Source organism: Flavobacterium phragmitis (genome assembly GCF_900112575.1).
Lineage (GTDB): Bacteria > Bacteroidota > Bacteroidia > Flavobacteriales > Flavobacteriaceae > Flavobacterium > Flavobacterium phragmitis.
The window spans coordinates 79,512-92,551 of the sequence record NZ_FOMH01000015.1; the positions used below are offsets into that span (position 1 = coordinate 79,512).

Annotated in this window: 7 protein-coding genes; all 7 read left to right on the forward strand. The window is 32.9% G+C overall.

What is annotated here, in order from left to right:
- Nucleotides 1-8: 8 nt before the first annotated feature.
- A complete protein-coding gene (locus BM289_RS22650) occupies nt 9-6,734 on the forward strand; it encodes a hypothetical protein (protein ID WP_091498045.1) in 6,726 nt (2,241 codons plus the stop codon).
- Nucleotides 6,735-6,823: 89 nt separating this feature from the next.
- Entirely contained in the window at nt 6,824-7,978 is a 1,155-nt protein-coding gene (locus BM289_RS22655) for a gp53-like domain-containing protein (RefSeq protein ID WP_091498047.1), read from the forward strand.
- Nucleotides 7,979-7,998: 20 nt separating this feature from the next.
- Entirely contained in the window at nt 7,999-8,367 is a 369-nt protein-coding gene (locus BM289_RS22660) for a tail fiber assembly protein (protein WP_091498049.1), read from the forward strand.
- Between the two features lie 61 nt (nt 8,368-8,428).
- Nucleotides 8,429-9,523 (forward strand): DUF5977 domain-containing protein, encoded by a 1,095-nt coding sequence (locus BM289_RS22665; RefSeq protein ID WP_091498054.1) that lies wholly within the window; start codon nt 8,429-8,431, stop codon nt 9,521-9,523.
- 51 nt (nt 9,524-9,574) lie between these two features.
- A complete protein-coding gene (locus tag BM289_RS22670; protein WP_091498056.1) occupies nt 9,575-11,608 on the forward strand; it encodes a hypothetical protein in 2,034 nt (677 codons plus the stop codon).
- An 11-nt stretch (nt 11,609-11,619) separates the two neighbouring features.
- Nucleotides 11,620-12,087, forward strand: coding sequence for a hypothetical protein (locus BM289_RS22675; RefSeq protein ID WP_091498059.1), 468 nt, complete (start codon nt 11,620-11,622; stop codon nt 12,085-12,087).
- Nucleotides 12,088-12,089: 2 nt separating this feature from the next.
- Nucleotides 12,090-13,040 (forward strand): leucine-rich repeat domain-containing protein (locus tag BM289_RS25530; RefSeq protein ID WP_167365485.1); only part of this gene is annotated, 951 nt, incomplete at its 3' end.

The window sequence follows — 13,040 nt, forward strand, 5'->3', positions numbered from 1 at the left end:
AATAAAAAATGAGTTCTATAAATCTTCAGGAAAATCAACTCTCAGGCTGTGAAACTTATATCGCAATTGTAGTAGATGAATCGGGTTCTATTGATGCAAATGAAGCACAGCAAATTAAAAGCGGGCTGACATCCTTTATCAATTCGCAAACTCAAAGCAACATTACGCTATCTTTGATTGGAATGTCTCATAATGATGCGAATTCAAGACTGGATCATATTATTGAAAAAAGAATTTCAAGCAACAGTTCGGAATTTTTAACCTGGATTACTAATTTCAAACGAACTACTGCACCTGTTCCAAATCCACAATCTGATTATTGGGCTTCTGGTTTAGAAGCAGTAAATAATCTCTCTGTAACTCCAGATATCATAATCGTAATAACTGATGGTTCACAAGTCAATGACTTAAATAAACTGAAAAATCTATTTAATGTATTAAATAGTAAGTCTCACGTTTTTACTTATGGAGTAACATCTAATGATTATCAGACAACTGGATTTACTAATTTGAATTCTGCTCTTACAAATTATCTAGGAAAAATACCTTTATTAAAATCTGCCAACAACACTATTTTAAATTCAGATTATATTGAATTACCAAATTTCACGACATTAAATAGTGAATTAAATCAGCTTACCTCAGATCTAGCAGCTGCAAATATTGGCTGTATGGCAAATGTTGATATTCTTGAAAACAAAATCATATATCCAGTACTTAAAGCTGGTACTTATATCAATAGTGATTCTGGAAGTTTAGTCTTGAAAAATAAAAGTCGTGTTCCTCTTACCCTAGATGCTGATACAAAAATTCATAGCGAAATCGCTGTGGAAGGCTTAAGTTTTATGATTAAAAATGCGGTTACTGTTGCCCCAGGCACAGAACTTGAAGTTTCTCTTTATGCAAAAGGCACACCAGCAAATTCTGGAAGTTTTTCGAGGTTAATTGCTATTAGTAATGTTAACAATACCAGTCAGTTTAAACTTAACTTAAATATAGAAAGTCGATCTGCAACCTGCGAAACTTACATCGCAATTGTAGTAGATGAATCAGGCTCTATAAGCACTGATGAAGCACAGCAGATTAGAGAGGGACTTACTTCCTTTATTGATGCTCAGGTACAAAGCAAAATTACACTTTCATTAATCGGAATGTCTAACAGCGATACTGCTGTTAGACCCGATGATGTGATCCAGAAAAAAATCTCAACCAATTCACAAGATTTCAAAGATTGGATCAATTTATTTGGCAACGGAAGAGCCTACATACAATCTGATTATTGGGCTTCAGGTTTAAATGTGGCTAAAAATCTAACCGTTACTCCAGATATTGTATTTGTTATAACTGATGGTCTTCAGGTAAATAACTCCGAATTATTAAAAGGGCTGTTTACTGATTTAAATGAACGTTCCAAAGTTTTTGTATACGGTGTAACCAGTTCTACAGAGACAGCAGAGGAATTAACCGTTCCATTAAATACTTTTTTAGGCAGAACACCAATAGTAAAAGAGAATACAAGTACAGCACTTAATTCAGATTATATTAGAGTTACCGATTTTAATACTTTAGGAAATGAATTAAACCAGTTAGCTACTAATTTATCTGATGCTCAGATTGGATGTATTTCGAATGTAAGTATTGTTCAAGACAAAATTTCTCATTCTGTTTTAAAGAAAGGCATAACAGTAAATCAGCCGGCTGGAACTTTAGTCTTAAAAAACAAAAGCCGAGTGCCCCTTTCTTTAAGTTCAGGCATAAAAATTCATAGCATTGGCAATTTAAACGGTTTAGTTTTTAAACTAAAAAATGCCGTTACAATTCCAGGTTCAGGTCAAATTGAAGCTGCCATTCAAATTGAAGGAAAACCATTGGATTTAGGTAGTTTTTCTACTCCTATTTTTCTAGATAACGTTTATAATCCTTCGGGATTTAGTATCAATTTTAATGTGGTGAGAGAATCTCCAACAATTGATATTACTTCAGGAATAACGAATCTACAGTCTACTTATTTACAAATTGCGGCAGCAGGTTCAAAGGGAATTGACAGTACAAGAGGAATTCATCTTCGCTGGATGCTGGCTGGGAAATTGGGAGAAAAACATCTTCCAAAAGGAAATTTATATCAAGGTTCTGCAATCAATTTTAATAAACCAGACGATTTTGTAAAAGTATACAGAGCTCCTTACGTAAAAACAGATTACAACTTAGATTTAAGTGCACAACCACAATTGGTTGACAACGATAATGCACTTTGGATTTATAAAACAGCTGACGCAAAACGAGCTATTTATGTTCATTTTAAGAATAAAGTGAAATATGCAGCAATAAAACTTTCTATTAATCCGAGAACAAATCCAGCTGCATTCATTCAGGCATACGGAAACAATCTGATTGAAATTGAAAACAAAAATGAATTGTTTTTTGCAGCAGAATTGAATTTTACTTCTGTTACAAATTACAGCACATTGAAATTAGAAACATTGTCTGTTGCTGAAAATAACATTACGGCTGCTAAAAGAGTTACAAATCGTAAAACTTATTCTGCCACACAATTAAGCAATGTTCGTTTAGTTGCAGAAAACGGAAGGAGTATTCGATTAAAAGCCAACAATTGTCTTTTAAACTCTATAAATTTTGAGTTCTATTCAGACTTCATTACAAAAGCAAATACAGATGGAAATTGGAATTTAAAAGGCAAATATGGTTTAGAAACCAATGATCTAAAAGTTTTTGAACAACTGGAGCCAAGATTAAATGCTGTACATGGAAAATGGCTACGATACAATGATGGCGAATATGTAAACATTGCCAACTATAAAGACAAATGGAACAGAACAACTAACATAGAAGACAAGAGTGATAAAAATATCAAGCAAATTGTCGAAAAGTATCTTGAATTAAGTGAAAAACCGTTTAATCCAACAGCTTTAGAACCAATCAATTTTGGAGATCTTGACGCTGATAAAACTCCTGAAGAAATTGAAGAACAACAATTGGATGATGAAAATCTAAATACAATATCTAATCTGGATTTACTGAACATTGCTGCCAACGATTATCATATTGCACGTATGTTAGGTTTAGGCTGCATTGATATTGATGACGAAGTGTTTTCTGGAGATTATGTTTACCTTACAGAATATACTACGCTTGGAGATTTGGGTGATGGTTTGGGAGCTCGCGAAGTACAGCATCTTTCTATGAGTATTCCAACCTCTTTAAATACAGAACGTTATTCGCTTCCCGTTCAATTAAACGACATTGTACCAGGATTAAATGTGAGTTCTGATGAAAATCAAACTGCTCCAATTACAGATCCTAATGGCTATAGTTTTGATGGAAAGAAAAGATATGTAAGTCTGTTTATGGACGATGTCATGGATTATGATATTAATACTGAGTTCTTTAAATCGTCAGCCGAATATGATGGAAGTTCCTTTACATTCCCAGTTTATCTAGGTGTTAATTTTAAACTAAACGATGAAGAAGGCTGGCGAAAACCATCTTTGTCTCATGATTTAGATTATCGTAATGTCAACAAAAAACTTGAACCTGGATCTTATGAAGCGGTTCCAATTATAATTCCCGAATCTGGAAAATCTATTTTAAATGTCCGTCAGGAAGCAACGGGTAAAAACACCTATAGCTATCAAGGATATGGAATCAACATTTTCTCAAGAGCTTCAGCAGGAAGGCAAATAAGCATTGAATCTGAAATAAAACCGGCAAACAATTTAATGCCTCCAAGTAATATTAATGCACTTTTAATTACAGAAGAAAATCCATTAATGTTTACTTCAGAGTCAGAGCAAATACGTTTATCAAACATTACTGGAGATGATCAAACCTTAGTCCGACTTTTGTTTGATTATTACTCTGCTCAGGAATTAATGAGTTATACTGTTCCTGAAGGAATGTCAATTGATGAAGCAACAAATGTAGATAGTATTTATCCTGATAGTGAAGAAATATTGGCTGATCATTTTAAACTGTATTACAAAGATGGACTTCCTGAAGTAGAATACGGAGAAATTGCCGGCGAAATCGATAATAAATCTGACATTCTTACGGCAACTGTTACCATAAAAGAATATAAAATTCTTAGCAGTGGCGAAGAAGTAAAAATTTCTTTAACAGAAGAGAATAAAAAACGTTTTACTGGAGGAATTTTAACCATTGGAGATGAAAATTATCTCATTCAAGACATCGAAGTTTTTACTAAATCTGGGGATTCGGATAAATTTGATTATGCGAAAATAAAAATATTAAAAAAAGAAGTGAGTGACAGTGCTCATGCTGATGGAGAAGCCACAATCGATTCTGATCAAATTAAGTCTATAGAAATACCTGAAAGCAGATTGTGCACATTGGTGCAAAACATGCAGACAGCTGACAATTGGCATAAACCAAGCATCGATTTTAAGGTTGAATATCCAGCTGAATTCAATAAGATCTATCGTGAAATTATTCAGCCAGAAAGTGAAAACTCAAATGACTTACAGGTAGAAAAAACTAGAGGAATCTGGGAAAATGCATTAATCGAAAGAGTTTTGGAAGAGACTTTTGAAATGAATGCTGATGGTTCTTACAAAGTAGACACAGAGGGTGCTCCTGTAAAATGGGAAAATCAGAAAAGACATTTGGGTCTTTACAAAATTACTTTTCCTGGTTATAATTTGCCACAGCATCCACAATTTAAATCTGGAAATGAAAATTCTGTTGAATGGTTTAATGGTATTGTCCGCTTGTTTACTAAGAGTTCTTTTAAGGACGGAAGTACTATTCCGGTAAAATCAAGAAAAGAATTTAAAGTAGTCCGTACAGAAAAAGAAGATGTAACTGGCAATCTAATTTTAATTGTCAATGATTCTGACTTCAAATTAGGAGATTATGTTAATCAAGTAATGGATGAAGATTATGATGAGATTATTATTGGATCTCGAATGGTAAACTATTATCCAAGTTATAGAGTGTATTTGTATGCCGATCAAGTTTCTGGAATTACTAAAGAGAATATTCAGCCAAGAGCAAACGAAAGCACCCACTACTCTATTTTCGGAATCAGTTCACTTGCTGTTCGACCAACATTCGAATACAAATCAAAGATTAGTATTCCGTGCCCGATGTATGCCGTTAAAATTGAAAAGCCTAAAAGACCAGAGAAAATAGAAAACGATAGTTTGTATGCTACAAGACCCGATTTTTACAATCGTTCGACTTTCACTTTTACAACTACATACAATAGGGATCGAAAACCTTATGGTGCTTTGCATTACAGAGCCAGCGAACAAGACTTTTTAAATCTTTTGTATGAACCAGCAACGGTAAGAACAATTCGTGAAGAATTGAAAAAACTGGGAGGAAATGATGAAATCCAATTTAAGGAGAGATGGGACGATTTTTTAAATTTTAATGAGCTGGCAGAAAATGGTAATTATAAAGCTTTTCCAGAAAATCAACCTGAAGCGAGCTATCAATTTCCAATGCCAGATAACAAGGAATTTAAAAACTTAATTAATGATTTCATTAAATGGCATAATGCGGCACAAACGCTGCTAGAGATGAAAGAAGTCGAAATTGATTCGATAACATCACTAAATCAAGTAATAATTTCAAAAGGAGTTGAAAACCCTGTTTTAGCAATACATTTTATCGAAGAAGCAATACTGTCTGCTTTTGTTCCTTTAACTGAAGTTCCTGTCGTTTATGAGTATATAAAAGGAAATGATTATGTTCCAACAAATAAAAAACAAACCATTAAAGACAAAAATGGTCATACCCTAAAACCAACAGATTCTGATTTTGACATTGCGCCAATGATGAAAATTGTTAATGAAGTTGAAAATGTAACTCAGTTTACCGATTTTAATCTGGATGGAAATTCACAGAATGTTTATTTCTACGCAGTACGTGAAATGGATATTAAAATGAATTTCAGTCCGTTTAGTGATTTCTTAGGGCCAGTAAAACTAGTAGCGTCAAGTCCGCCTCAAACTCCGGAAATTAAAAGAATTATGCCAATTCTCGAAAATCAGGTTTTAGAAATTAAGCCTTCTATTCAGTTTGAAATCAATGCTTATCAGCCAGAATACAAAATTGGAAAAATCAATATCTACCGTGCCGATTCTATGCTGAATGCACAATCGATACGAACGATGACATTAGCAAAAGAAATTTTAATAGATGAGGATACTTTATCAAATGAATTTGACAATGTTTGGACAGTTTATGATGATTTTGAAGATCTAGAATCTGTTCCTTTTAGCGACGGACTTTTTTATCGAATTACCGTTTCAAGAAAAATAGAATATGCAGATCCTGATTCAACAAAAGATAGTCCTGTTATTGATTATGCACCATCGCAGCCATCAAAAATTACAGCGACTGTAATAACTGACAATGTTTCCCCACAATCTCCGGTATTAGAAGCGTCTGCCAATGTTACTGGGGCAAATGAAGAAATCTTAGAACCAGTTGTTTTCAATTGGGAAAAAACGACTCATAATGGTAAGTATCATCTTTACAAAATGAATAATCAAGGAAATTGGGAGAAAATTCATGAAAAAGTTTCAAACGAGCAGAACATTATACTGCCTTTACTAGAAACTAGACTACAAGTAGATGAATTGGTTACTAAAAATGAAGATGGAGAAAGAATCTACCATCATTTCAAAGTGCTTTCTGAAAATTCTTCAGGAATGTTCAGCATTGAAGAAAAAATCTTAACACTTTAAAACTATTAAATACCAATGCTTAAAAACATTGGTATTTATCTCTCAGCTTTTTCAAATAAAATTTTACAGCAAGAAAAAAATTAAACAACATGGCAATAACAAGAAGTGACTTTCACAACAAATTCAACAATGGTGATATTCCATCACACTCAGACTTCGTAGAAATTTTTGACAATTTCGTAAACAGAGAAAGTGATAAAGCCGATTTTCAAATGATTGAAATTGGCACCGACAATGAACATTATGTAACCCCAGCTCTTTTAAGAAGTATTTTCCAAAATTCAGGAATTCTATCGGGAAACTGCTATTTTCCTTACAAAGAATATAGAGACGCTTTTACAGGTGAATTAATAAATTTAGAATATGAGCCTATTGAAAATAGTGTCAAAGTATTCAAAAATGGACAGTTACTAAAACAAGTCGAAGATTATATATTAAACGAGAAACAAGGAACCATTTTTTTTCCTGATGGAGGAATTGCTGATAGAAATGTTGAAATTAATTATTGGCACCAAAATAAAGATTCAGTATCAGGAAGTTTTGAGTCCATGTTTGGAAAAGCATCGATTCCGTTTAAAGAAAATTTTAGCGGTGACACCTTTAATAGTGACACCATTACTCTACAAAAAAAACCACTAAAATACAGTGCTAGAATCTACAAAAATGGGCAGTTATTAAGAGAAGACAAAGATTATACTATTGTTGACGGAAGTAATGTAATCACATTTGCTGCCCCAATCAGTAATCGTAATATCGAAGTAGATTATTGGTACGAAGGCCCTATTTCTTTAACCGATGCACAATTGAATACAAAATATGTTGATTTAACTACAGCACAAACCATTGGTGGTAAAAAGACTTTTACAGAAAACACAGAAAGTAAAGGCTTTATTAAGACAGGCGGTACTGCCAACCAATACCTAATGGCCGATGGCTCAGTATCTACTTCTGCCGGTTCTGAATATGATGCAGGACATGCAGGTTTTGGTCTTCTTTCTTTTGGAAATGGAGGTTATCAAAAATTTAGTAATGGATTAATTCTTCAGTGGGCTTATTTAATAAATGGCACAAATACATACAGTTTTCCTCTAACCTGGCCAAACAGAGCTTTAAGTGTTACATTATCAACTGTAAGAACATCTTCTGGAAGCAGAGGATTCAACCATGTTGCTAATCTTACAAGAACAAATTACTACGCAGTTATTGATGGCAGTACGGGCTACATGTTTGCTATTGGATATTAATATTAAAAAAAACAAAAATTATGTATAAAGGAACATATAACGAAAACGGAGAATACACTGGTTTTTATGTAGAAGGAATTCACGAAAACATTCCAGAACCAAATATTGACTTAACCGAAGAAGAATGGCAGCAAGCATTGTCAAAAGACTATAAAGTCATTGAAGGAAAACATATTCACTTTCCTTTTGTTCAAAGTCCAGAAGAGCTTCTTGAAAACATTAGAGCCACCCGCAACACATTATTGATTGAGAGTGATTGGACACAAATGGAAGACTCACCTCTTACTGAAACAAAAAAACTAGAATGGAAAATTTATAGACAAGAATTAAGGGACTTAACAGAAACTGATAATCCAGAATTTGTTGTCTGGCCTTCAAAGCCATTGTAGTAAAAAAATAATTACACAATATTTTTTTAAACAAATCATCTCACTATTATAAAATAAATACATGGAAGAAAACACAACCTATAAGCCTTTTGCCTATCAAGAAAACTACATTCCAGCAGAAGGAGAAACAGTTTTTTATAATACGGAACAAACATTAACTAAAACTAAAAATGATTGTACAACAGGAATCCCTAGTTCAGTAAATCTTACTGCCGAAGCAAATAAATTTGTATCAAATGAAAGTGTTGACGAGGCGAATGAACAGGCAGAGGCTTGGTTAAAAACGAATTCTCAAGCCTATGCCAATAATACAGGAACCTGCTTTATTGATAGTACTCCTCCTAGCACTATTGTTTTAAGTACATCGAATATCACTCCGAATACAGTAGTATTATCATGGACAGAAGCAACTGATAATATTGGAGTTTCAGGTTATGATATTTATATTGGTGATACTTTTTTAGATACTACTTCAAATGATGTTTTGTCGTATACAGTTAACGAGCTTTCGCCTTCTACGGCTTACAGTTTTTATATAAAAGCAAAAGATTTTGCTGGGAATTCAAGCAATAGTAATGTATTAGAAGTTAATACATTACCTCTAACATTGACTCTCAAAGCGGTCAAATCAGTAATATTCGAGAAAAAATCGACTTCATGGAGCGGATGTAAAGATGCTACTTCTGCAGATTTACAACATACGGATAATAATGTCATTGGCGGTGGTAAAGATGCATCTTATTTTTATCTGAATAGATATAGAGGAGTTATTGATACTTCATCTATTAGTGCAAGACCAAAATCTGCTAAAATTAAATTTAAGTTCTCCCAAAATACTGTTGGCAATGCACTAACTTTTAATTTATATGGTGCTAATATTCAAATTCCTGTCGGACAAAATTTCCAGCTTGTCGATTGGAACGATTGGGATTCAAGCACTTTTATAAATAGTGTTTCAGTCCCTGTTAATTCAACGTCTGAAAATGAAATTCCTTTAACTTCTTCTCAATTAGATTTATTGTTATCTCAACAAGCATTTAACTTTTTCCTTATTTCTAATGGGGATAGAAATAATTCAGATCCAAGCACAAACAACAGACCGACACTTTCTATAACTCCGACAACCGGCGAGGTCTATTTAGAATGTGAGTTTTAATATCACCAACCCGTAAAAACTGAATAATAAAAACAAATTAAATACCACAAAATGAGTACAGATTACAACAGAATAAAAGTGGCTGATTTAGAAACAAATGAACCTGATAAAATTTTAATGACAAACTCCAGTGGTGAACTGGAGTTTAATGAAATCAGTAATCTTAAAGTAGATAGTTACAATGGTTTAGATTACACTCAGGAAGGTAAGGTTTTAGATGCCAGACAGGGGAAAGTTTTAAAGGATTCTCAAGATAATTTAAATAATAGTTTAAATCAAAAAGAAGATAGTTCTAATAAAGTCCAAGATATTGAAACAAATAAAAATTCAACATCGGCTTTTCCCAGTATCAAATCAATTTATGAATGGAGCAAAGGCATTTTTAAAACTTGGTTATTAGGCATTGAGAATTTTTCTTCTACTGCTTATACATTAAATATTGAAAATATTAATAAAAGAACTGTGTTCTCTTCTAATAATCCCGTCTTACTTACTGTTCCTCTTGATTCTGAAGTTTCATTATCTATTGGAACTAAAAAAGAATTAACTCAGAAAGGAAATGGTGTAGTTACCATCAGTGGTGCAGGAATTAATTTTATTACTGACATACCTCTGACCATGGTATATGGAGAGACTCGTATATTAACAAAAATTGATACTAATGTATGGACAGTTCAAGGTAGTGTTTCAAAGGATCTAACAACTGTAAAAGACACTTATTACATATCTTCTATGTATGGCAATGACCTGACTGCTGTAGTGGGTAGTCAAGAAAAAATGTTTAGCACATTAAATGGTGCAATAACACATTACAAAAACAATTCTCCATTATTAAGTCAAAACGTAATGACTGATTATACTTTCAAAATAATGGATGGTAAAACGTATAATCTAACACAAAGTGTAATGCAATCCTATACTGGGAATGTTAACTTTGCGCAATTTGCAAGAGTAAAAATTGTTTCGGATTATGCATGTGTTATCAATATTAGCAATCCAAGTATCTCAAATTTAATAATAATGTCAGATAATCTTGGAATCATACAGAATTTTTCAAGATTATATTTTGTTATGCCTATTGGTTCTATTACCGTTTCAGGAAACAACCCTGTCCAGATAAGTCAGGTTTCAGGAAATTCGACTAGACAATCTTATCAGGTTTTAGGGATAAAAGTTGCTAATTTCAACATGAATCAACTGGTAAACACCACTTACTTTTCATTAGATTGCAGTGCGTCAGATCCAAATTATAAACAAGGAACTGGATTCTCTTTTTGTGAAATAGATAATTTAAACATTACCTCTCCTGGAACTCTAATTGGAGCTGTTCATCCTGAGATTCATGTCAAAATCAAAAATATAAATTCTACTGCTCCACATAATGTTATATACATACTGGGAAATGGTACTTTCAGTTTTAAAAAAATTACTGCTACAACAAATTTTGATTTAGTGTCTGACATTCGTGGCATTATAAATCATGGAGATATTGATTGCAGTTATACAAATCAGTTCAAATATTTAGGCAGTGCATACACTTATGGAGGAGGAAAATCATTTGTTAATTATAAAAACAAGTGCCTTGTTAAGGGAAATATGTCCATTGCTGGATTTAACAGTACAAATTGTATGATATACTTAACAGGAAATGATGTTACATATGAAAACAATACAGCTTTAGTAAGCGCTATTAATATTGGAGAAGCATTGCCTGTACAAATTGAAATCAATATTAGAAAACTGAATTTGAGTGGATCTTTAATCACTCCTGGTGCAAGAAATAGATCTGGAGTTAGATTAATAAATACTTATCTGGAACTTAATGGAGTAATTACAAATGGTTTTACATTCCAAATTGATACAAATAATTTTACTACTAACCCTATTCTATTAGAAAGTTATGGGAAATGCTATATAAATTATTTAGGTAATAATGGTACACAGATAGTTACATGTGATTATATTCCTCCTTCACTACCTGCATTCGTAAATGTATATGGAGATTTAACAATTTACAATGGAATTATTTCAACTTCATCTAACATTGTTATAAATAAAAAAACAATCAATGCTACTAATTATTAACTGCAAACCAAATGAACACAACCCACAACAGAATAAAAGTCTCCGATCTAGAAACCAATGATCCAGATAAAATTCTAATAACCAATGAAGATGGGGAATTAGAATTTAATGATTTAACCTCTTCCTTAGATTTCAAAACAATCAATGGAGAATCCATCATTGGAGATGGAAATATTGATTTATCAAATAAACAAGATATTTCAAATCAAATCACTGTAGCGTTACCCGCTACAGTTCAAGACATATGGCATGGAAAAACTGTAAAATTCACAGGTACAGGAATATTAACTATTCCTGGTTCCTTCTCCAATCCAGGAATGTGCTTTGAAGGAATTACAAAAACAGCAACTAATTTAAGCTGGTCTATTACAGCTCCAAAAACATTTGAATTTGGAACGCCTCCAACGGTTGGAGAAAAACAGATATTTACTTTCATGCAAAATGAAGGCCAGCATTCGATAATGATTTTAGGACTATAGTTATGGGGTTACGAAAAACAATATTTGGACGTCAAAAACTTAAAGCGAATACTTTTATTGGCGGGGTTGCAGGTATTATTAATACTCCTGATTTATTAGCTACAAAATTAGGTATAACAGTTGGCAGAATTAGAAGTTTTAAAATAACTGGTGCTGACATATCAGCAGAAATAACAGGAGGGACTTATTCAATTCCTGCTAATGCCTTTTTAAGTTTAACATCAATTACTTATTTTCATGATTTATCTGGTTTAGTAACATCTATAGGAGCTAATTCATTTTATGGCTGTACTTCGCTTTATGGATCTGTAAGTTTTTCAAAAGTTACAAATATAAATCAATCCGCTTTTACAGGATGTACTTCTGTAACAAGTTATACTTTTCCTGAACTTTTAACAATTTCTGGAGGGCCCTTTATTGCAAATGGGGCGTTTACTGGAAATAAAAATCTAACATCTTTCAATGCTCCAAAATTAACTTCCCTGAATGGAGGAAATGCTTTTAACGGTTTAGCAAACCTCGCAACCTTCAATGCGCCTTTATTAGTTTTGACTTCCTCAAACGGAAATGCTTTTCTTAATTGTTCTGGACTGTCTAGCTTAACTATTGCTTCTCCTTCAGCTGTACCCGAAAATGCATTTAGTGGATGTTCAAAAATGACTTCGGTTAATTTATCCAATACAACTTCAATTGGAAACAATGCTTTTGATAGCTGTGGCTTATTAAATAATGTTGTAAATATGGATAACGTGACTACTGTTGGAACCAGAGCATTTTTTAACTGTTTGAATCTTTCAAATTTTTCAGCAAATTCAGTTAAAAGCGTAGGGCAATCAGCTTTTACAGGATGTACCTCAATAACAAGCTACACTTTTCCAGAACTTTTAACAGTATCCGGAGGACCTTTTATTACAAATGGGGCGTTTACTGGAAATACAAATCTAACATCTTTC